Here is a 19,430-nt window from a genome sequence, read left to right on the forward strand (position 1 = left end):
CTCGACCGCAGGGGAAGGCATTCCCCTCCTGGACCCAGACCCTTCTGGATTGAGGTTCGACGATCAGTTGCCGCCTTCGGGCGCGTGCCGCGCGCGGAGTAGGTCGCCGATCGAGCGTCCATGGACGCGGCAGACGGCGATCACCCGGTCGAAAACGATAACGCGGCCACGCCGCCCGCGCCGCGCCTCGCAAGTTACATTCTGACCGAACGCAACCTGCTCGAGGAGCGATTTGGACAGGCGGCCATCAGGGGCGTGGAGCTCCGGCGCGTCAAAGTCCGCCAAGCGCACTTCGATCCAGGTGTTTGGATCGCTGGAATTGCCAACGCACAGCCCGTCGCCGTCCCCGACATAGCGGACCGTTCCCGAAAACTGCTGCCCCGGCTGAGATGGCAGGCGACCTTCGCAGGGGTCCGCCCGGGCGGGCGTCGCCATCACCGAGAAGGCAAAGGCGCAGAGGACGAAAGCTGGTGGGCTCAGCACACGGCGCGCCGCAATCATGCGGGATCCTCGGGTGCGGGAATCGTCAGGCCATAATCGGCCTTCAGCATATCGACGATACGAACCAGGGCGCGGTGAATGCTCAGCTCGTTGGCGCCGAATTTGTAGTGGCCGGTGATCAGCGCTTCGGGCTCGAGATCATCGACGCGCGCCTTGCGCTTCTCCTCCTTGCCGTCGCGGATGTAGGTGACAGGGTATCGGAATGAGCGTCCTTCGCCCTCCCAGACGCCCCAGGCGCTGTAGTTCTGGATGTTGGCATTGTAGCACTCTGAACCGATGATCGCCTCCATCCGCACCAGGATGTCGCGAATGGGACCGACCTTGGCGCGGGTGCGCTGAACGTAGCGATAGCCCTCGATCGCCTGTTCCACCGTCTCAAGCTGCATGGCGAACCAGTCATGCTCGGCGGCGGCCTTGCGTTTGTGTTCGGCAATGAAGTCGGTCGGGACGTCATCGGGCGCGAGGGCGGCGAGGGCTCTGAAGGCCTCGACCTCCTCCGAGACAAAGCCGTAAATCTCTTCCCAAGTGGTGTGGTATTCCTTCGCCTCCGTGAGAATCGCAGGCTTTTGGTCGGCAGCCTCCCCGTAATCGAGGTCTTCCAGCCCTCGGTAAGCGGTGGTTTCCGCGTCGATCGAATACTGCTGCATCTCCCGATCGCCCGGCCATTCCTCGCGGGCGACGCGCTTGATCTCGGTCAGGATTTCGGAAGGAATATCGTCAGCCATATCGGTTCTTACTCATGCGTTTATCGACAGCCATGCGCGAGCGATCATGGCGTTGGTGTCACTTCGAGCAAGAGATAGTGTAGCGAAGTCGTCCCATCCGCCCACTGGAACTGGTAGTCGCGCGCTAGCGTGATGGGCGGGCCGAAGTCTCCGCCAGTGTTGTAAGTCAGAGTCTTTCCAGCCTGATATGTCGCCCCGTTGCGAAAGTCGAAATCGCTGGTCGCAAGGGAATACACCTCGTTGCTGACGTAGTGCAGGTGGTCGGTCGCGACGATCATGAAGCCGACATCCGCGACGTCACCACAACTTTCAAGGCGCGCAATGTCTTTGAAGACCTCGTAGCGATTGTTGGGTTCTCGATGGTTCTTCCGCTTGAAGAACTTGAGCTCGATCGCGCATCGCCACTGTCGACCGTCATCGTCAGTGAGCCGGAACAACACATCGATGCGGCCGCGCTTGCCGCCGGCGCCGCGTAGAGGCTTTTCCAGCTCAACCGAGAAGGTCTCGCGCTCGCTGGTGATTTCGAGATCGGCAGCAGTGGCAATGATCCTGCCAAGGTGGAGTTGCAAGGTCGCTTCGCTTTCACACTGCACCCGACCGCCCGCTATCTGGCGGAAGAGGGTCGGAACCGACAGATTCACGATGGTGCGCAGGCGTTGAACGGACATAGCCTCGTCGATACTCCAGGTTGGCAGAATGTTGAGGCAGCTATTCCCATATGTTGTTCGCCGAGCAAGATGTTCTATAAAGGTTCCGCTATCGAGGGAGTACGTTGTTGGCCGAGATTCTTTTGAGTGAGCAGGCAATCGCGCCCGGCGAACCCTATTTCGCGGTCTACGTGGACCGTCCTACAGGCGCTGGGCAATCGATCGTCGCCGAACTTGAAATGAACCTGGTTGGTCCGGTCACAGCGCAGATGGCGAAGCCACGCAGGCTTAGCGGCTTCGAGCTCCCCGCCCTCGAATTGGTGCATAAGGCAAAACAGCGAGCGGCCGAGCAAGGTGTGATGAAGATCCTGCTGGTCGATCCGCAGGGGCTTTTGAGTTTGGCGCGGATCAACCGCTATGATCACGGTTAGATCAATGCATGGCAACGGCGGGGCCGGAGTGCCCCTGTGCCGCTCGTCGCGGACGGACACGCCAGCTCTCGTGTAGGCCAGGCGCGCGATCCGCGCGCAACGCACTGTTCCGAGTCGGAAGGCGTTGCAGGCCCAAATTTGCCGACGCGATTCCGTTGCCTGCTCCCAATATATCGATTAAGCCGGATATATGGATAACGATTCGGCCATCGCTTCGCTTGGCGCGCTCGCGCAGGGTACGCGGCTCGATGTATTCCGCCTGCTGGTACGGCACGAACCGGACGGCTTGGCGGCCGGCGAAATCGCCCGCCAGCTCGACGTGCCGCAGAACACCATGTCCGCGCATCTCGGCATTCTCGCGCGCGCCGGCATCGTGCGCTCGGAACGGCATAGCCGGTCGATCATCTACCGGGCGGATCTGGACGGGCTGCGCGCGCTGACGCTGTTCCTCGTCAAGGATTGCTGCGCCGGCGCACCTGAACTGTGCGCGCCGCTCTTGGCCGAACTCACACCCTGCTGCTGAAAGGACGCCCCGTGGCCGTCGATATCGTGATCTATCACAACCCCGAGTGCGGTACGTCGCGCAACACGCTGGCGATGATCCGCAATGCCGGCATCGAGCCGCATGTGGTCGAATATCTGAAGACGCCGCCCTCGCGCGCACTGCTGGTCGAGCTGATCGATCGCGCTGGGATCACGCCGCGCGATCTGCTGCGCGAGAAGGGCACGCCCTATGCGGAGCTGGGCCTGGGCGACACGTCGCTATCCGACGACGCGCTGGTGGACGCGATGATGGCGCATCCGGTTCTCATTAACCGGCCGCTGGTCGTCTCGCCGCTTGGCGTGAAGCTGTGCCGACCCTCCGAAGCGGTCCTCGATCTGCTGCCCGAGGCTCAACAAGGCGCGTTTGCCAAGGAAGACGGCGAAAAGGTCGTGGACGCCTCGGGTCAGCGCATCGCCTGATGCTGATCGCGCTCGCTATCTTTGTCGCCACAATCGCGCTCGTCATCTGGCAGCCCAAGGGCCTCGGAATCGGATGGAGCGCATTGGGCGGGGCGGCGATCGCGCTGCTAGTCGGAGTCGTCTCGCTGTCTGACGTGCCGGTGGTGTGGGGGATCGTCTGGAATGCGACCGCGACGTTTGTCGCGATCATCATCGTCAGCCTGTTGCTCGATGAAGCCGGGTTCTTCGAATGGGCGGCGCTCCATGTGGCGTGCTGGGGCGGGGGACATGGTCGCCGGCTGTTCGTGCTGATCGTGCTGCTCGGCGCGGCGGTGTCGGCGCTGTTCGCCAATGATGGCGCGGCCCTGATCCTGACGCCGATCGTTATCGCGATGCTGCGCGCGCTGGGATACAAGGACAACGCGACGTTGGCGTTCGTCATGGCGGCGGGGTTCATCGCCGATACCGCCAGCCTGCCGCTGATCGTTTCCAACCTCGTCAACATCGTGTCGGCCGACTTCTTCCGGATCGGCTTTGCCGATTATGCCTCGGTGATGGTGCCGGTCGATTTGGCGTCGATCGCCGCGACGCTGGTCGTACTGCTGCTGTTCTTCCGTCGCGACATACCGGCCAGCTATGACGTGGCGCAGCTCCGCGCGCCCGCTGACGCGATCCGCGATCCTGCCACGTTCAAGGCGGGCTGGGTCGTCCTTGCACTGCTGCTCGCCGGCTTCTTCCTGCTCGAACCCAGCGGCGTGCCGGTCAGCGCCGTTGCCGCTGCCGGCGCGGTCCTCTTGCTGATCATCGCCGCGCGCGGCCATGTCATCCAGACGCGCAAAGTGCTGGCCGGCGCGCCGTGGCAGGTCGTGATCTTCTCGCTCGGCATGTACCTGGTCGTCTATGGCTTACGAAATGCTGGGCTTACAGACCACCTTGCCGGTCTGCTCGATCACACCGCGCAAGGCGGCGTATGGGGGGCGGCATTCGGCACTGGGATCATCGCCGCGCTGCTGTCGTCGGTGATGAACAACATGCCGACCGTGCTGGTGGGGGCGCTGTCGATCGACGCGACGCACGCCACGGGCGCGATCAAGGAAGCGATGATCTACGCCAACGTGATCGGTTGCGACCTCGGGCCGAAGATCACACCGATCGGCTCGCTCGCGACGCTGCTATGGCTGCATGTCCTCGGGCAAAAGGGCATCCGGATCGGCTGGGGCTATTACTTCAAGGTCGGCGCGACGCTGACGGTTCCGGTGCTGTTGGTGACACTCGCTGCCCTCGCCATAAGGCTCAGTCTGTAATGCCGCTTCGCACGCTCTCCGATCCTGACCATCTGCCCGCGCTTGATCGCCGCTATGCGCTCGACCGTCCCGCCTTAGGGCTGGGTGCTGGTGATCCGCCTCCGCGCATCCTGCTACTCTACGGCTCCCTGCGGGAACGGTCGTATTCGCGCCTGTGCGTCGAGGAAGCTGCCCGCCTGCTGCAATTCTTCGGCTGCGAGACGCATATTTTTGATCCCTCCACACTGCCGCTGCCCGATCAGGTCAATGGGGACGATCATCCGGCCGTCCACGAGCTGCGAAAGCTTTCAATGTGGTCGGAAGGGCATGTGTGGTGCTCTCCCGAACGTCACGGACAAGTCACCGGCATCATGAAAACTCAAATTGACCACCTACCGCTGAACATGGGTGGGATGCGACCTACTCAGGGCCGCACGCTCGCGGTCATGCAGGTGTCTGCCGGATCACAATCGTTCAACAGCGTGAACACCTTGCGCATCCTCGGTCGCTGGATGCGGATGTTCACGATCCCGAACCAGTCGAGTGTCGCCAAGGCGTTCAACGAATTCGATGAAGCCGGGCGCATGAAGCCCTCCAGCTACTACGACAGGATCGTTGACGTAATGGAGGAGCTGGTGCGGTTTACCGTGCTAATGCGTCCGCACGCGGCCCAGCTCGTTGATCGCTATTCGGAGCGGAAGGAAGCAGGGGTGCCGATCGACATTGCCACCGATCTGTCGGCCATCGCGACGGCGGGAGCGAGGGGCAAGAGCTAACGGTTTTTGACTCGTTTGGGCACGTCCATCTGTCTACATCCGCGAGAACCTGCCTCTCGGCGATTCAGACAAACGAGAGTACCCCTCATGTAAGAGCCATGTTCAGGTGACACAGATGCGGGTTTTGACGGTATTTTCTCCGCGCCATTCCCCGAAAGCGATTGACGTCGTGTTGAACGCAAATGCGATGAACGGGGCGAAAGATGACGATTGATATGGAGATGTCGACCCTCGAGAGGGGTGGAAATTCTCCAGTAAAATCAACAGCCCGGTTTTTTGACGGCACGCATAGCGGCATCTCAAAACATAAAAAATATTTTGATTAAGGAAATCAGTTAGTTATGGTGTCGGCGCACAATCGAGTGGGAGTAGGGCGCAGGGGTGACCCGCTACGTCGTTCTGGTGCGCGCCATCAACGTCGGGGCACGCCATGCCCCGATGGCGGACCTCCGCGCGGCCTGCGAGGCGGTGGGGTTCGCGGATGTGCAGAGTTACATCGCAAGCGGCAACCTTGTGCTCTCCGCCGCGCAGCCGGCGGCTGAGGTCGAGGCGAAAGTCGAACAGATTTTCGCCGAGCGCTACGGCTTTCACGCCGACGCAATCGCGCGGACCGCCGCAGAGTGGCGCAGTTTCCTGGCGGCGGCCGCTTTTGCTGCAGAGCGCGAGGCGAGGCCGACGCAGATTCATCTATGCCTGTCCAAGAGCCCGCCGCTGGCCGCCGCCGCGGAACGTCTGGCGGAGCGGGCGACGCTGGGTGAACGCTTCATCGTACAGGCGGAAGTCTTGTGGGCGGACTTCGCCGGCGGCGTGGGCAAGTCGAAGATCACGCCCAGCTTGCTGGACCGCTGCGTTGGGTCTCCAGTTACGTCGCGCAATTGGAACACCGTCTTGAAGCTTGCGGAAATGAGCTCCGGAACCGACCGATCCGCCGCAGGTTAGCTTGGCTGTCGCGCCTTCACGCGCCCGATGGAGCGCCCTATGCCGCAACCTGTGTCAATCCTGTCGCTCGCGACCGCCAGTCCGCCGCACCAACTGCCGCAGGCCGAGGTCGCCGCGGTGGCCCGCGGGCTCTTCCAACATGTGTTTCCGCAATACGATCGCATGGCCAAGGTGTTTGACACGGCCGGGGTCCGTACGCGCCAGGCGGCCATGCCGATGGACTGGTATCTGACGCCCCGCTCCTGGCCCGAACGGACGGAGGCCTATCTCCAGGGCGCGACTGAGCTTTTCGTCGCCGCGGCCAGCAAGGCTTTGGACGAGGCGAGTCTTACAGGCGGAGAGGTGGACATCATCGTCACCGTGTCGTCCACGGGCGTCGCCACGCCCAGCCTCGAGGCGCGGGCCATGGGCCGGCTGGGTTTTCGGCCTGACGCCGCGCGTATCCCGGTGTTCGGCCTGGGCTGCGCCGGCGGCGCGACGGGCCTGGGCCTGGCCGCCCGACTGGCGCGCAGCAGTCCCGGCGCCGTGGTTCTGCTGGTCATCGTTGAGCTCTGCACCCTGGCCTTCCGCATGGCCGACCTGACCAAGGCCGACATTGTCGCTACGGCCCTGTTTGGCGACGGGGCCGCCGCCTGTGTGCTCAAGTGCGGGGAGGGCGGTTTCGCCGTCGTCGAGGCCAGCGCTGAACATACCTGGCCCGACACCCTCGACATCATGGGATGGCGGGTCGATCCGGAGGGGTTGGGCGTCATCTTCGCCCGGGCGATCCCGCCGTTCGCCCGGGCGGAGCTTCGGCCTGCGATGACATCGATGCTGGCCGGGGCCGGACTGTGCCTTGACCAGGTGGACCGGTTTGTCTGCCATCCCGGAGGCATGAAGGTGATCGAGGCTATTGAAGCGGCCTTGTCGATCACGCAGGGCGGTCTCGATCACGAACGCGCCGTCCTCGCTCAGCACGGCAACATGTCCGCGCCTACGGTGCTGTTCGTCTTGGACCGCGCGCGTCGCGTCGGCCTGGCCGAGCGCTCAGTGGTCACGGCGCTTGGGCCGGGCTTTACGGCCAGCGCCGTCAGCCTCAAACGCGCCGCATGACGCTCAGTATCGCTGTCTTGGCGTTTGTCACCTTGCAACGCCTCGCTGAACTCTGGCTTGCGCGCCGCAACACCCGCCGCCTCATGGCCCGAGGCGCAGTGGAGGTGGGGGCGGCGCACTATCCGGCGATTGTCGGGCTGCATGCCGCGTGGCTGATCGGCCTGTGGCTTCTGACGTGGGACAAACCTGTCAGCCTGGCTTGGCTCATCGTGTTCGCGGCCCTGCAATTGGCCAGGGTGTGGGTCATCGCGTCACTGGGAGAACGCTGGACGACGCGGATCATCATCCTGCCGGGCGCGCCGAACGTGCGGCGCGGGCCCTACCAGTTTATTCCGCACCCGAATTATCTGGTCGTCGCCGCAGAGATCGCAGTTCTACCGATCGCCTTTGATCAGTGGCTCTTCGCGGTGGTCTTCTCGATCATGAACGCGCTTGTCCTGCGCCACCGGATTCGGGCGGAGGATGCAGCGATGGCGATCGACCCCTAGCCTATTTCGGCAGGATCAGTTCGCTCGAAACAACGCCGCCCTCTTGGACGGTCACGCCCAGGAATTTCATTACGCCATCAGCGAAGCTGATGTCGGAGACCGCGAGGGTTCCGTCGCGCTTCAGCAGGCTCGCGTCGGCGCGGGTCAGATGCAGGGTCATGGCGTCGCGATCGACACCTTGGCTCGTTGCGCTTTCGATGGCTTCGCGAAAGGCGATCGCCGGCGGACGACGACGGCTGGTGACGACGGGCTTCACAGGGCGGCCTTGAAGAAGCCGGTCTCGCCGCTGACCTGGACCAGGCAAGGACGACCAGCATCCATCATGTCACGGGCGCGGCGGTTGGCGGCCGCCCGGGCGATCGCCTTCTCGGTGGAGACGCCGAAGACCTCGCCTTCCAGCTCGACCATCCAGCTGCCGTCCTTCTGAGTGACGGTCAGGACCGCCCGATCTTGGATCATTTTCATACAGGACCATACCACGGCTCTTTCGTGGGACTGGAACTATTTGAAAAGAATTAGGCGCGCAGGCGCCTGTCGAATCGTCCCGAACGATTTCAGAAACACGGTCGCGGCCGACGCCAGAACTGGCGCCCGCCGCATCAAATCACGTGGAAATCTCAGATCGACTTCAGCAGCGACTAGCGCTTGCGGTAGACCGGCCGCGGCGCGCCGCCGATGCGGGGGCTCGCGTCACGATGGCGGAACGTAATCCGTCCGCGATCGAGGTCATAGGGAGTCATTTCGACCGTCACCTTGTCGCCCACCATGGAGCGGATGCGGTTCTTCTTCATCTTGCCCGCCGTGTAGGCGAGGATCTCGTGGTCGTTTTCCAGCTTCACGCGGAAGCGGCCTTCCGGCAGCAGTTCGACGATCTGCCCTTCGAATTCGACCAGTTCTTCTTTAGCCATGCCGTCTCCAGTTTCGATGGACGCGCCGACCAGGCCGTTGTGCCCGGTCGGCGCGCCGTTTCGGTCGCTTAGGCCGCGGTCAGCTGGCCAGCCGACATCTTGCCGCTGCGCTTGTCGCGCTCAAGCTCGAAGCCGATACGTTGACCTTCGTTCAGCGAGGCCATGCCGGCGCGTTCAACGGCCGAGATGTGCACGAAAACGTCCGCGCCGCCTTCTTCAGGTTGAATAAAGCCGAAGCCCTTGGTGGCGTTAAACCACTTCACGGTGCCGATTTGCATGTTGGTCGTCCCTTTCCGGACAAGTGTTCTCGTAGCCCCAGCGTGGGGCCGCGAGTGTCAAATTTTCGGAGAGGTTCGAGGTCGATGCGCTTACGGACCGAAGGCCGGTTGGCGAAGTCTGGCGAGCCAAAACGAATATTGATGGCGCCGAGTATGGGCCTTCCGAGGCAATTCCGCAACTGGCCGCATGAAAATCGGGCGATCTGCGCCTATGCAGCCAGGCCTAGGTTGGCGACAACGGTGTGTCGCTCTTGGCCTTATAGAGACCCAGATGTCGCTCGTGATCTACGGTCACCGTTTCTCTTCCTACACCCAGAAGGCGCTGATCGCGCTTTATGAAAACGCGACGCCCTTTGAACTGCGCGGCCTGGGGCCGGACCAGCCGGAGCACACGTCTGAGTGGCTGGCCCGCTGGCCGTTCGCGAAGATGCCGGTGCTGGTCGATGGAGAACGTGATGTCGTGGAGACGAGCGTGATCATTGAGTATCTCCAGCTTTGCCATCCGGGCGCGGTCCGGTTCGTCCCCGATGACCCGATGGCCGCCTTGTCCGTGCGCTTCCTTGACCGCTTCTTCGACCTGCACGTGATGAACGCGGCGCAGCACGCTGTAGACGGGGCGTTGACCGGTGATCCTGTGAAGCGCCGAGACGGCCTGACGATGTCAATCGAGAAGCTGGAGCGCGCCTACGCTTGGCTGGAAGGCGCTCTGGAGGGCCGGACCTGGGCGGCGGGCGAAGACTTCACCCTGGCCGACTGCGCCGCCGCGCCATCCCTCTTCTACGCCGACTGGGTGCATCCGATTGACGAAGCCTATCCCACCGTCAGCGCCTATCGCGCCCGTCTGCTGGCGCGTCCGTCTTACGCTCGTGCGGTGGAGGAGGCGCGAGACTTTCGCCCGTACTTCCCCCTCGGCGCACCCGACCGGGACTAGCCCTCAGCTTGCGGCAAGTTGGCCCGCAGGAAGCGTTTCACATGGGCGACGGCCTCGGCGATGTTCGCGGGCGAGTCTTTCCAGGGATAGAGGGTCGAGGCGGCCTTCGGGGCGAGCGCCACCACTTCTAGCGCCACGTGCAGGGGGTGGGCTCCCACGTTGTCCGGCATCACCAGTATCGGCGTCTGGCATTGACTGACGAACTCTCGGGTCACGCTGAAGACGAAGTCCGCTGGATCGCGCCAGAGGCTATTAAGATAGGTGGCGATTTCGTCGTCATCGGCCTCGGGCTTCCAACCGCGATAAACCTCGGCCCACTGCAGGCTGAACCTGTGCATCGTGTCGACGTCGTCGCGGTGCGCGCCAACAGGCTGGCAAGACACGACCGCGCGTGCGAGATCCGGCGCACGCTCGCAAAGCTTCATGACAAATGGGCCGCCGATGCACATCCCAAGGGCGAAGAACTCATCCACGCCCAGATGATCCAGCAGTCCCAGTTGGTCGTCGGCGAAGGCGTCCCAAGGCCTTGCCACCTGTAGCGGTCCCATCGATCTCGGGATGGAGTTGCGCTGATCCATGGTGATGACGCGGAACTCGTCACGGAAATCGGCGGGCGAGAACGGCATGTTCGCCCAGCGCTCCATGTTCGACTGCAGTCCGCCACCAGGCATCATGAGCAGCGGAAAGCCGTCGCCGCCAAAGTCTTCGTAGTGAAGCCGCACGTCGCCACGTTCGTAGATCGCCACCTGTTCCTCCCAGGACTCCGTTTCCTGATCGGTAGCATGGGCGCCAGCGGCTAGTCGCCTGCCGGCAGACCTTCCTCTGCGAGACGGCGTCGGCGCGTCTCCCGGCTGCCGGACCAGGTCATCAGGGCCGCAGCCACCATGCAGATGGGCGCCAAAAGGAAGGGCGATGATTCACCGAACAGGGAGAAGAGCAGACCACCGCTCATGGGTCCCAACACCCGGGCCGCCGCGCTAGCGGCGTTGTTGACCCCGAGCGTCGCGCCCTGTTCGTCATCCGGCGCCGCTCGAGACACCAAGGTTACGCCAGCAGGCTGCGACAGGGTGTGGAAGATGGTGACGCCGACAATGATGATCGCCGCGACCGTCGCCGGGGGCCCAAAGGCTTCGGCCAGGAGGAACATCGCCGCCACGCTCAGGCCGATGATCGCGGTGTTGGCCTCGCCGATTCGACGGCTCGCCCAGCCGGAGACCAAGCCCTGACTTGCGGCGGACGCGATGCCCGTGAAAGCCAGCACCATGCCGATGTCGCGCGGGCCCCAGTCGAACCGGGCCGCGCCCCACAGGCCGAAGGTGCTGAACATGGCGGAGAAGCCGCCAAAGGACAGGAAGGTCGCGGCGACATAGCGCCTGAGGATGGTGTCGCTCAGTGTGCGGCGCACGACATCGGCGCCGACCGGTCGGCTTTTGCCGGCTGATGAATCCTGGCGCCGCCCGCTTTCGCGGACAAAGAGGAATGTGCAGACCACGGCCATGGCGCATAGGCCGGCCGCGGCGAGGAGCGGCGGACGGAAACCTGCGACGCCTAACTCAGGCCGCGCCAGCAGACCGCCTAAGGTCGGGCCGACGATGAAGCCGATACCAAAGGCCGAGCCGATCATGCCCAGGCGTCCCGCCAAGCGATCACGCGGCGACACATCGACGATGTAGCCCTGGATGGTGGAGATGTTGCCACAGAAGAAGCCGCTGACGGCGCGTGCGGCGATCGCCGCTCCCATGGTCGGCGCGTAAGCCAGGGCGACATAGCCCAGGCCGCTGAACAGTATGGTCGCGATAATGATCGGCTTGCGGCCGATCCGGTCCGACAGTCGTCCCCAGAACAACTCGCCGAAGAATTGGCCGGCGGCGAACACCGAAGACATCAGGGTGACTTCCCACGCGCTCGCGCCGAAGACGTCGCGATAGAAGGGCAGGAGCGGCACGACGATGCCAAAGCCCACGAGGCTCAGGAACACGGCGCCCATGGCCACGAGGACGGCGCCGCCGCCGGCGCCGGCTTCAGGTTTCAGTCTCTCGGGCATGTCCGCTCATACGCGGGAGCGCTGTCGGATGTCACCCCTGCGGCTGGCGAAATGTTGTGAGGGAACCCCGGAGGGCACGACGGTTCGCCTCCATTTTCCGCGTTCCACCGCGGCTGGCGATGTCGTCAGCGAAGCGGAGGCCGTTCTGATGCCGGCTATTCACGCAACGCCATCGTCCACCACGGACGGCTCGAGGCGGGCGTGCAGTTGATCTCCAAGCCCTTTACCTTGGAGCAACTGGTCAATCGCGTGCGCGACGTCCTCGACCAGCTGCCGTGAGACCTACGGTTCCATGATCACGCGGCCGACGGCCTGGCGGCTTTCGATGTAGGTATGGGCCGCGGCGGCTTCCGACAGGGGGAAGACCTTGTCGATCCAAACCTCGAGTTCGCCGCGGGCAGCCTCCTCGATCAACCGCTGGACCATGGCGTGGCCGCTGGGCGTCATGCCCTCGAAGAAGGCCGCGGTGATGGAGCGGTTCATGCCGCGCAGCAGCGCCAGGTCGAGAACCACAGGTTCGCGGCCAGCGCTGCCGACCCAGGAGATGCGGCCGCCGGGCGCCAGCACCCGCATGGAGCCTTCCAAGACCTTGCCGCCGACGGGGTCCAGTACGACGTCTACGCCGCGGCCGTTGGTTAGGGCCATGACACGCTCAACCACATCTTCCCGGGCGTAGTTAATCGCTTCATCGACGCCCAGTGAATGCAGGCGATCCAGCTTTTCCGCGCTGGAGGCTGTGACGAGCACCCGTGCGCCGGCTCGCTTGGCCAGTTGGATGGCCGCCACGCCGACGCCGCTCGCGCCACCCTGGACCAGCACTGTCTCGCCGGTTTGCAGCCTTCCGCGTTCAAACAGGCAGTTGTGGGCGGTGCCGAACGCCACTGGCATGGCGGCCGCCTTGCGCATTTCGAGCCTGTCCGGAACCGCGTAGGTCGCCGCCGCCGGCGTTACATGCAGCTCAGCGTGCGACCCTTGATTGATGTTGAAGCCGACCACGCGGTCGCCGACTTTAAATTCGCTCACGCCAGGACCGACGGCGGCGACCTCGCCGCCCGCCTGATAGCCGACCACATAGGGTGTGTGCGGCGGCGCCATGCGGCTCCGCCGCAGGACGTCGCCACCTTCGATGCTGATCGCCTGGACGCGGATCAGGACCTCACCGGCGGCCGGCGTAGGGTCGGCGACGTCTTCGTAGCTAAGGACGGATGGCGAGCCGGGCTCGTAATAGACGGCGGCTTTCAATGTCGGCTCCTCCCCATATTTTCCGAACCTTAGCGTGACTTGCCCGCCTGTTTACAGCGGACGTGAAGCTGATAGCGTCTGCTGAGCTTGAGAGCGCGGAATAGCGCCCAGCTCGGTCTTGGGAGGATGACCATGCTTCACGACGCCAGAGGTCCGTTCAGCAGTCTCGTCGATGTAACGACGGGTCTGGTCGATCGTTCGATCTATGCCGACCAATCCATCTATGAGCTAGAGCTGGAGCGCATCTTCGCCCGCGCGTGGAACTTCATGTGCCACGAGAGCCAGATCCCGAAGGCCGGCGACTTTTTCCTGAGCTTCATCGGCGAAGAATCGGTGATCGCGACTCGCGACAAAAAGGGCGAACTCCAGGTCCTGTTGAACTCGTGCCGGCACCGCGGTAACGCGGTCTGTCGGGCCGAGAGCGGCAATGCGCGCTCGTTCCTCTGCACCTACCACGGCTGGACCTACGGCCTGGACGGATCGCTGATCGGCGTCCCCGGCTACAAGGATTTCTACCACGAGCAGTTGGACAAGAGTCAATGGGGCCTAGTGAAGGCCGGCAAGGTGGCCAGCTACAAGGGCTTCGTCTTCGCCACCATGGATCCGGAAGCCCCGGACCTTGAGGAATACCTCGGTGAAGTCGGCCGCATGGGCATCGATCTGATCGCCGAGCGCGGCGACATGGAGATCGTCGAGGGCATCCAGAAGAACCTGATCGGCTGCAACTGGAAGCTGGCCGTCGACAACCTGTTCGACTGGTATCACCCGCAGATCAGCCACGCCTCGGCCTTCATGGCCGGCGCCGTGCGCGAGCCGCAGAACCTTACTCAGCAAGACATGATGCAACTACAAAAGGCCCAGATCGGCGGGCTCTCTCCCATGCACCAGCGTGTCATTCTCGGCGGGTACGGTCATGCGATTGGTGGTCCTCGGATTGAGGAGGAAGCGCTGGACATCCGGTCCAAGTTCTATGACCGGGTCGATCCGATCTTCGACGATCGTTACCGCGAAGATCCGAAGGTTCAGGACGTGCTGGGCGGTGTCGGCGTGACCACGGCGGGCCACCCGAACATCTTTCCGAACCTTTGGGTCGCTTTGGGCGCGCACCAGCTGTCGCTGCGTCTGCCGCGGGGGCCGCATCAGACTGAGATCTGGTGGTTCACCTTCACGCCGAAGGACGCAACTCCAGACCGAAAGGCTGCCATAGTCGGCATGGCCAACTCGATCTTTGGCGCCGCGGGCTTGCTCGAGCAGGACGATGGGGAGAACTGGGATCAGTCCACACGCGCCATGCGGGGGGTCGTCGCGCAGCGCTATCCGCTGAACTTCGCCATGGGGACGGGGGCCACGCCAGTCGCCGTCGCTGGCGGGGTCAGCTACATCGACACGACTATCAATGAACATGCCCAGCTATGGACCTATCGCGCCTGGGCGGAATGGATGGACGCGGACAGTTGGGCCGCGCTCAAACAGACCCATTCTACGGCGCCGGCGGCGGACGCGAGGCCCTAGGTCCCACCTTTGCTGTCGCGGCCTAGCTTGTCGATGGCGGCATTTACAAGCTGACGGTCTTTCGGCATATTCTTGCGCTAGCAAGGATCGCGCCCTCGACGGCGCGGCCAATGAAGGAGGATCTGATGCTTTACGAAACCAAGGGCCCGTTCCGCACGATGGTCGACGTCGAGTCGGGCACGGTCGATCGCGGCATCTATGCGGACGAAGGCATCTATCAACTCGAGCTTGAGCGCATCTTCGCCCGCGCGTGGAACTTCATGTGCCACGAGAGCCAGATCAAAAAGCCGGGCGACTTCTTCCTGAGCTTCATCGGCGAAGAATCGGTCATCGCCACGCGGGACAAGAAGGGCGAGCTTCAGGTTCTGCTGAACAGCTGCCGCCACCGTGGGAACGCCGTCTGCCGGGCAGAAGAGGGCAACGCGCGCTCGTTCCTCTGCACCTACCACGGCTGGACCTATGGCCTCGACGGCCAGCTGATCGGCGTTCCCGGCTACAAGGATTTCTACCACGAGCAGCTCGACAAGAGCCAATGGGGCCTGGTGAAGGCCGGCAAGGTCGCTAGCTACAAGGGCTTCGTCTTCGCCACCATGGACCCGGAAGCCCCGGACCTTGAGGAATACCTCGGCGAGGTCGGCCGCATGGGCATGGACCTACTCGCCGAAAAGGGCGACCTGGAGCTGGTCGGCGGCGTTCAGAAGAACCTGATCGGCTGCAATTGGAAGCTGGCCGTCGACAACCTTTTCGACTGGTACCACCCGCAAATTTCCCACGCCTCGGCCTTCATGTCAGGCTTCCGGCCCCAGCTCGAGAAGTTGAGCCAAGAAGATCAGGAGCTGGCCAAGATCGCTGGCATCGGCGGCGGCGGCGCCCGTCAGCTGCAGCGCGCGGTTCTGGGCGCTTACGGCCACGCCATTGGCGGCCCGCGTCTGACCAAGATCGAACGCGACGCCCGCGCCAAGCTCGGCGACAAGATCGAGATCCTGAACAACGATCGGTTCCGGGAACTGCCGCAAGCCCAGCAGGTCCTGGGCGAGGTCGGCATCGACACTGCCGGCCACCCCAATATCTTCCCGAATCTCTGGATGACCGGTTTCCAGCTGTCATTGCGCCTGCCACGCGGCCCCAGCCAGTGCGAGATTTGGTGGTTCACCTTCGTGCCGAAGGAGGCTTCGGAAGAGCGCAAGAAGGTCATCGTCCATGGCGCGAACCACGTGTTCGGCGCGGCGGGTCTGTTGGAGCAGGACGATGGTGAAAACTGGGACCAATCCACGCGCGCAATGCGCGGCGTGGTCGCCAGCCGTTACCCGTTGAACTTCCAGATGGGTCTCGGCCAGACTCCGGTCAGCGTCAACGAGGGCGTGGCCTACATCGACACCAATATCAACGAGCATCCCCAACTGTGGACGTATCGTGCCTGGGCGGAGTGGATGGACGCCGAAAGCTGGGCTCAGCTGAAGCAGAACCACTCGGCGGCGCCTAAGGTTGGCGACCTCATTTAAGTCTATCGTTCGCCGATATCGAAAGCCTCCGTCGCTGCCGCGTCGGAGGCTTTTTCGTTTGGCGACCTAATTAAATTTTGACGCCGTTGTTTACAATTTTGAGCGAGCGGATCAGTCTTTGCGTCGGCAAGGATCGCGGCACAAGCGACCGGCCTTAGCAATGGGAGGTAGCAATGCTCTACGAGACGAGAGGACCGTTTCGCAGCTTGGTCGACGCTAAGGCCGGCGCCGTCGACCGTTCGATCTATGCCGACGACGACATTTATCAGCTGGAGCTGGAGCGGATCTTCGCCCGCGCGTGGAATTTCATGTGCCACGAGAGCCAGATCCCGAAGGCGGGCGACTTCTTCCTGAGCTTCATCGGCGAAGAGTCGGTGATCGCGACGCGCGACAAGAAGGGCGAGCTTCAGGTCCTGTTGAACTCGTGCCGGCACCGCGGCAACGCGGTCTGCCGGGCCGAGAGCGGCAACGCCCGCTCGTTCCTGTGCACCTATCACGGTTGGACCTATGGCCTCGACGGATCGCTGATCGGCGTCCCCGGCTACAAGGATTTCTACCACGAGCAGCTGGACAAGTCGCAGTGGGGCCTGGTGAAGGCTGGCAAGGTGGCCAGCTACAAGGGTTTCGTCTTCGCCACCATGGATCCGGAAGCCCCGGACCTCGAGGAATACCTCGGGGAAGTCGGCCGCATGGGCATCGACCTGATCGCCGAGCGCGGCAAGGACCTCGTGGCCGTCGAAGGCGTCCAGAAGTCGATCATCGGCTGCAACTGGAAGTTGGCCGTCGATAACCTGTTCGACTTCTACCATCCGCAGATCAGCCACGCTTCGGCGACGATGTCGGGCTTCCGCAAGCAGGTGGACAAGTTGAACGCAGAAGAACGCGAACTGGCCGCCAAGGCCGGCATCGCCGGCGGCAGCGGCGTCGGTCGTCCGCACCGCGTCGTGTTTGGCGCCTATGGCCACTGCGTCGGCGGTCCAAGACTGACCCCGGAGATCCGAGCGATCCGCACCCAATTGGCCGACAAGATAGATAGCCTGATCGACGACGATTTCCGCGACTGGCCGCAGGCGCAGGAGGCTCTGGGCGAGGTCGGCATCGACACTTCAGGCCACCCGAACATCTTCCCGAATCTTTGGGTCGCCTCGCAGGGCAGTCAACTCAGCCTGCGTCTTCCCAAGGGGCCAGGGCGGACGGAGATCTGGTGGTTCACCTTCATCGACAAGGCGGCGACGGAGAAACGCCAGAAGGACCGGGTCGAGCGGGGTAACCATGTGTTCGGCGCCGCCGGCCTGCTTGAGCAGGACGATGGTGAAAATTGGGATCAATCGACCCGCGCCATGCGCGGCGTCATCGCTCGTCGCTATCCTCTGAACTTCGCCATGGGCTCGGGCCATGATGAGGTGAAGGTCGCCTCGAACACCGCCTATGTGGATGGCCCCATCAACGAACACGCTCAGCTATGGACTTACCGTTCCTGGGCCGACTGGATGGACGCCGACAGCTGGGCGGCTCTTAAGCAGAACCACACGGTCCCGCCCGAGGCCGGCGCCCGACCCTAGCCAGTTCCGTTAGACCGTGAGGCGGCGCCCGATTGCGGCGCCGCCGGATCAATCCCTATGATTTTGGGCCAAATAGGTTGAGCGTTGGCCGAAAACTGACGTCGACGTTTACAAATCATAGGTCCCGGCCCAACTTTTTGCCCGAGCAAGGGACGCGGCGACAAGCGTCCACGGTCAAACTGGAGGACGCAAATGCTTCACGAAATCCGGGGGCCGTTCCGCAGCCTCGTCGATGTCAAGACCGGCCTGGTCGATCGTTCGATCTATGCTGACGAGGGCATTTACCAGCTTGAGTTGGAACGCATCTTCGCCCGAGCGTGGAACTTTATGTGCCACGAAAGCATGATCCCGAAGGCGGGCGACTTCTTCCTGAGCTTCATCGGCGAAGAGAGCGTGATCGCAACCCGCGACAAGAAGGGTGAGCTTCAGGTTCTGCTGAACAGCTGCCGCCACCGCGGCAATGCGGTCTGCCGCGCGGAAGAGGGCAACGCCCGGTCCTTCCTTTGCACCTATCACGGCTGGACCTACGGTCTCGACGGCCAGCTGATCGGCGTCCCCGGCTACAAGGACTTCTACCACGAGCAGCTCGACAAGAGCCAATGGGGCCTCGTCCGCGCCGGGAAGGTCGCCTCCTACAAGGGCTTCGTCTTCGCGACCATGGACCCGGAAGCGCCGGATCTTGAAGAGTTCCTCGGCGAAGTCGGCCGCATGGGCCTCGATCTGATCGCCGAGAAGGGCGAGGAGATGGTGGCGGTCAAGGGCGTCCAAAAGAGCGTCATCGGCTGCAATTGGAAGCTCGCCGTCGACAACCTGTTCGACTTCTACCACCCGCAGATCAGCCACGCCTCAGCCACCATGTCGGGCTTCCGCAAGCAGCTGAACAAGCTGACGACGGAAGAGATGGACATGGCCGCCAAAGCCGGTGTGCTGGGCGGGGGTCTGCGTCCCCACCACCGTGTTTCCATGGGCAAGTACGGCCACGCCGTCGGCGGCCCGCGCATCACCGAAGAGATGCTGGAGGCCCGGGCGATCCTTGGCGACAAGCTGGATGGCCTGGTGCAGGACCAGTTCCGTGATCGCCCGCAGGCGCAGGAAGCGCTCGGCGAGGTCGGCTTGAAGCAGGGCGGCCACCCTAACATCTTCCCGAACCTCTGGATGACCGGCTACCAGCTCTCGCTGCGTCTGCCCAAGGGCCCGAGCGCGACGGAAATCTGGTGGTTCACCTTTGTCCCGAAGGAGGAAACCGAAGAGCGGAAGGCCGAGATCATCGAGCGCGCCAACCATGTCTTCGGCGCGGCCGGCCTGCTCGAACAGGACGACGGTGAGAACTGGGACCAATCGACCCGCGCCATGAAGGGCGTGGTCGCCCAACGCTATCCGCTGAACTTCGGCATGGGCGTGGGTCTGGCCCCCGTGCAGCGGGTGGCGGGCGTCTCCTACGTCGACACCAACGTCAACGAACACGCCCAACTCTGGACCTATCAAGCCTGGTCGGAGTGGATGGACGCCGAAAGCTGGGCGCAGCTGGGGCAGATCGCGACCTCGGCGCCCCTCGACGGCGTTCGGTAAGGACCGCGAGCAAGCACTCAGGAACGCCTGGTCGCTCAGCGGCCGGGCGTTTTGATTC

At 63.4% G+C, this 19,430-nt stretch carries 23 protein-coding genes; 13 read left to right on the forward strand and 10 right to left on the reverse strand.

Translation table 11 applies throughout. The features are described from left to right. Positions 1 to 63: 63 nt before the first annotated feature. From BN1313_RS07425 to BN1313_RS07435, 3 genes are read right to left on the reverse strand one after another with little or no spacing between them, the layout of a single operon-like run. On the reverse strand, positions 64 to 501 hold the full coding sequence (locus tag BN1313_RS07425) for a thermonuclease family protein (protein ID WP_245620131.1): 438 nt from the start codon (positions 499 to 501) through the stop codon (positions 64 to 66). Beyond that, positions 498 to 1,226: a hypothetical protein gene (locus tag BN1313_RS07430; protein ID WP_091738487.1), complete on the reverse strand. Its 729-nt coding sequence runs from the start codon at positions 1,224 to 1,226 to the stop codon at positions 498 to 500. The genes BN1313_RS07425 and BN1313_RS07430 overlap by 4 nt, the downstream gene beginning before the upstream one ends. 44 nt (positions 1,227 to 1,270) lie before the next feature. Continuing rightward, positions 1,271 to 1,894 (reverse strand): hypothetical protein, encoded by a 624-nt coding sequence (locus tag BN1313_RS07435; RefSeq protein WP_091738489.1) that lies wholly within the window; start codon positions 1,892 to 1,894, stop codon positions 1,271 to 1,273. A 107-nt stretch (positions 1,895 to 2,001) separates the two neighbouring features. Here BN1313_RS07435 and BN1313_RS07440 point away from each other — a divergent pair, with 107 nt between their 5' ends. The 8 genes from BN1313_RS07440 (at position 2,002) to BN1313_RS07475 (ending at position 7,824) form a co-directional block, all read left to right on the forward strand. Next, positions 2,002 to 2,304 carry a hypothetical protein gene (locus BN1313_RS07440; RefSeq protein WP_091738492.1) on the forward strand — a complete coding sequence of 101 codons (303 nt, stop codon included), beginning with the start codon at positions 2,002 to 2,004 and terminating at the stop codon, positions 2,302 to 2,304. Between the two features lie 190 nt (positions 2,305 to 2,494). Next, positions 2,495 to 2,827, forward strand: a complete 333-nt coding sequence (locus tag BN1313_RS07445) for an ArsR/SmtB family transcription factor (protein ID WP_011157809.1) — start codon at positions 2,495 to 2,497, stop codon at positions 2,825 to 2,827. A gap of 11 nt (positions 2,828 to 2,838) precedes the next feature. Then, the gene (gene arsC / locus BN1313_RS07450) at positions 2,839 to 3,267 is read left to right on the forward strand and encodes an arsenate reductase (glutaredoxin) (protein WP_091738495.1); all 429 of its coding nucleotides are present in this window, start codon (positions 2,839 to 2,841) and stop codon (positions 3,265 to 3,267) included. Further along, a complete protein-coding gene (locus BN1313_RS07455; protein WP_091738498.1) occupies positions 3,267 to 4,550 on the forward strand; it encodes an arsenic transporter in 1,284 nt (427 codons plus the stop codon). The genes arsC and BN1313_RS07455 overlap by 1 nt, the downstream gene beginning before the upstream one ends. After that, complete coding sequence (gene arsH, locus BN1313_RS07460) at positions 4,550 to 5,305, forward strand: arsenical resistance protein ArsH (protein ID WP_011157812.1); 756 nt, start codon at positions 4,550 to 4,552, stop codon at positions 5,303 to 5,305. Before BN1313_RS07455 ends, arsH begins: the two co-directional genes overlap by 1 nt. A 381-nt stretch (positions 5,306 to 5,686) precedes the next feature. Further along, entirely contained in the window at positions 5,687 to 6,244 is a 558-nt protein-coding gene (locus BN1313_RS07465) for a DUF1697 domain-containing protein (protein WP_091738501.1), read from the forward strand. Between the two features lie 39 nt (positions 6,245 to 6,283). Further along, positions 6,284 to 7,336, forward strand: coding sequence for a type III polyketide synthase (locus BN1313_RS07470; protein ID WP_091738504.1), 1,053 nt, complete (start codon positions 6,284 to 6,286; stop codon positions 7,334 to 7,336). Next, positions 7,333 to 7,824, forward strand: coding sequence for an isoprenylcysteine carboxyl methyltransferase family protein (locus BN1313_RS07475; RefSeq protein WP_091738507.1), 492 nt, complete (start codon positions 7,333 to 7,335; stop codon positions 7,822 to 7,824). The genes BN1313_RS07470 and BN1313_RS07475 overlap by 4 nt, the downstream gene beginning before the upstream one ends. Position 7,825: 1 nt before the next feature. Here BN1313_RS07475 and BN1313_RS07480 read toward each other — a convergent pair whose 3' ends face one another. The 4 genes from BN1313_RS07480 to BN1313_RS07495 form a co-directional block, all read right to left on the reverse strand. Continuing rightward, the gene (locus BN1313_RS07480) at positions 7,826 to 8,080 is read right to left on the reverse strand and encodes a hypothetical protein (protein WP_091738510.1); all 255 of its coding nucleotides are present in this window, start codon (positions 8,078 to 8,080) and stop codon (positions 7,826 to 7,828) included. Beyond that, entirely contained in the window at positions 8,077 to 8,289 is a 213-nt protein-coding gene (locus tag BN1313_RS07485; RefSeq protein WP_245620132.1) for a hypothetical protein, read from the reverse strand. Before BN1313_RS07485 ends, BN1313_RS07480 begins: the two co-directional genes overlap by 4 nt. Before the next feature lie 173 nt (positions 8,290 to 8,462). Beyond that, positions 8,463 to 8,732: a translation initiation factor IF-1 gene (infA, locus tag BN1313_RS07490; RefSeq protein WP_091738513.1), complete on the reverse strand. Its 270-nt coding sequence runs from the start codon at positions 8,730 to 8,732 to the stop codon at positions 8,463 to 8,465. A 68-nt stretch (positions 8,733 to 8,800) separates the two neighbouring features. Continuing rightward, positions 8,801 to 9,010 carry a cold-shock protein gene (locus tag BN1313_RS07495; protein WP_091738516.1) on the reverse strand — a complete coding sequence of 70 codons (210 nt, stop codon included), beginning with the start codon at positions 9,008 to 9,010 and terminating at the stop codon, positions 8,801 to 8,803. A gap of 271 nt (positions 9,011 to 9,281) precedes the next feature. Here BN1313_RS07495 and BN1313_RS07500 point away from each other — a divergent pair, with 271 nt between their 5' ends. Continuing rightward, entirely contained in the window at positions 9,282 to 9,941 is a 660-nt protein-coding gene (locus BN1313_RS07500) for a glutathione S-transferase family protein (RefSeq protein WP_091738519.1), read from the forward strand. Here the strand turns inward: BN1313_RS07500 and BN1313_RS07505 are convergent. The 3 genes from BN1313_RS07505 to BN1313_RS07515 all read right to left on the reverse strand — a co-directional run bounded on the left by BN1313_RS07505 (position 9,938) and on the right by BN1313_RS07515 (position 13,227). Next, the gene (locus BN1313_RS07505) at positions 9,938 to 10,687 is read right to left on the reverse strand and encodes an alpha/beta fold hydrolase (protein ID WP_091738521.1); all 750 of its coding nucleotides are present in this window, start codon (positions 10,685 to 10,687) and stop codon (positions 9,938 to 9,940) included. The genes BN1313_RS07500 and BN1313_RS07505 overlap by 4 nt on opposite strands. A gap of 50 nt (positions 10,688 to 10,737) precedes the next feature. Continuing rightward, entirely contained in the window at positions 10,738 to 11,985 is a 1,248-nt protein-coding gene (locus BN1313_RS07510; protein WP_091738524.1) for an MFS transporter, read from the reverse strand. Positions 11,986 to 12,267: 282 nt separating this feature from the next. Then, a complete protein-coding gene (locus tag BN1313_RS07515) occupies positions 12,268 to 13,227 on the reverse strand; it encodes a quinone oxidoreductase family protein (protein WP_091738527.1) in 960 nt (319 codons plus the stop codon). A gap of 132 nt (positions 13,228 to 13,359) precedes the next feature. Between BN1313_RS07515 and BN1313_RS07520 the strand changes: the two genes are divergently transcribed. The 4 genes from BN1313_RS07520 (at position 13,360) to BN1313_RS07535 (ending at position 19,372) form a co-directional block, all read left to right on the forward strand. Next, positions 13,360 to 14,739 carry an aromatic ring-hydroxylating oxygenase subunit alpha gene (locus BN1313_RS07520; protein ID WP_176695936.1) on the forward strand — a complete coding sequence of 460 codons (1,380 nt, stop codon included), beginning with the start codon at positions 13,360 to 13,362 and terminating at the stop codon, positions 14,737 to 14,739. A gap of 125 nt (positions 14,740 to 14,864) precedes the next feature. Beyond that, complete coding sequence (locus BN1313_RS07525) at positions 14,865 to 16,241, forward strand: aromatic ring-hydroxylating oxygenase subunit alpha (RefSeq protein ID WP_176695937.1); 1,377 nt, start codon at positions 14,865 to 14,867, stop codon at positions 16,239 to 16,241. Positions 16,242 to 16,414: 173 nt separating this feature from the next. After that, positions 16,415 to 17,803 carry an aromatic ring-hydroxylating oxygenase subunit alpha gene (locus BN1313_RS07530; protein ID WP_091738536.1) on the forward strand — a complete coding sequence of 463 codons (1,389 nt, stop codon included), beginning with the start codon at positions 16,415 to 16,417 and terminating at the stop codon, positions 17,801 to 17,803. Between the two features lie 192 nt (positions 17,804 to 17,995). Next, a complete protein-coding gene (locus BN1313_RS07535; protein WP_091738539.1) occupies positions 17,996 to 19,372 on the forward strand; it encodes an aromatic ring-hydroxylating oxygenase subunit alpha in 1,377 nt (458 codons plus the stop codon). The last annotated feature ends 58 nt before the right edge of the window (positions 19,373 to 19,430 follow it).

Origin of the sequence: Phenylobacterium immobile (ATCC 35973) (assembly GCF_001375595.1) — a bacterium.
GTDB lineage: Bacteria > Pseudomonadota > Alphaproteobacteria > Caulobacterales > Caulobacteraceae > Phenylobacterium > Phenylobacterium immobile.

Excerpts from the sequence above, each read along its gene's own strand:
- BN1313_RS07425 (WP_245620131.1), bottom strand. The coding sequence starts at position 501 with ATGATTGCGGCGCGCCGTGTGCTGAGCCCACCAGCTTTCGTCCTCTGC.
- BN1313_RS07430 (WP_091738487.1), bottom strand. The coding sequence starts at position 1,226 with ATGGCTGACGATATTCCTTCCGAAATCCTGACCGAGATCAAGCGCGTC.
- BN1313_RS07435 (WP_091738489.1), bottom strand. The coding sequence starts at position 1,894 with ATGTCCGTTCAACGCCTGCGCACCATCGTGAATCTGTCGGTTCCGACC.
- BN1313_RS07445 (WP_011157809.1), top strand. The coding sequence starts at position 2,495 with ATGGATAACGATTCGGCCATCGCTTCGCTTGGCGCGCTCGCGCAGGGT.
- BN1313_RS07455 (WP_091738498.1), top strand. The coding sequence starts at position 3,267 with ATGCTGATCGCGCTCGCTATCTTTGTCGCCACAATCGCGCTCGTCATC.
- arsH (WP_011157812.1), top strand. The coding sequence starts at position 4,550 with ATGCCGCTTCGCACGCTCTCCGATCCTGACCATCTGCCCGCGCTTGAT.
- BN1313_RS07470 (WP_091738504.1), top strand. The coding sequence starts at position 6,284 with ATGCCGCAACCTGTGTCAATCCTGTCGCTCGCGACCGCCAGTCCGCCG.
- BN1313_RS07475 (WP_091738507.1), top strand. The coding sequence starts at position 7,333 with ATGACGCTCAGTATCGCTGTCTTGGCGTTTGTCACCTTGCAACGCCTC.
- BN1313_RS07485 (WP_245620132.1), bottom strand. The coding sequence starts at position 8,289 with ATGAAAATGATCCAAGATCGGGCGGTCCTGACCGTCACTCAGAAGGAC.
- infA (WP_091738513.1), bottom strand. The coding sequence starts at position 8,732 with ATGGCTAAAGAAGAACTGGTCGAATTCGAAGGGCAGATCGTCGAACTG.
- BN1313_RS07495 (WP_091738516.1), bottom strand. The coding sequence starts at position 9,010 with ATGCAAATCGGCACCGTGAAGTGGTTTAACGCCACCAAGGGCTTCGGC.
- BN1313_RS07500 (WP_091738519.1), top strand. The coding sequence starts at position 9,282 with ATGTCGCTCGTGATCTACGGTCACCGTTTCTCTTCCTACACCCAGAAG.
- BN1313_RS07510 (WP_091738524.1), bottom strand. The coding sequence starts at position 11,985 with ATGCCCGAGAGACTGAAACCTGAAGCCGGCGCCGGCGGCGGCGCCGTC.
- BN1313_RS07520 (WP_176695936.1), top strand. The coding sequence starts at position 13,360 with ATGCTTCACGACGCCAGAGGTCCGTTCAGCAGTCTCGTCGATGTAACG.
- BN1313_RS07525 (WP_176695937.1), top strand. The coding sequence starts at position 14,865 with ATGCTTTACGAAACCAAGGGCCCGTTCCGCACGATGGTCGACGTCGAG.
- BN1313_RS07530 (WP_091738536.1), top strand. The coding sequence starts at position 16,415 with ATGCTCTACGAGACGAGAGGACCGTTTCGCAGCTTGGTCGACGCTAAG.
- BN1313_RS07535 (WP_091738539.1), top strand. The coding sequence starts at position 17,996 with ATGCTTCACGAAATCCGGGGGCCGTTCCGCAGCCTCGTCGATGTCAAG.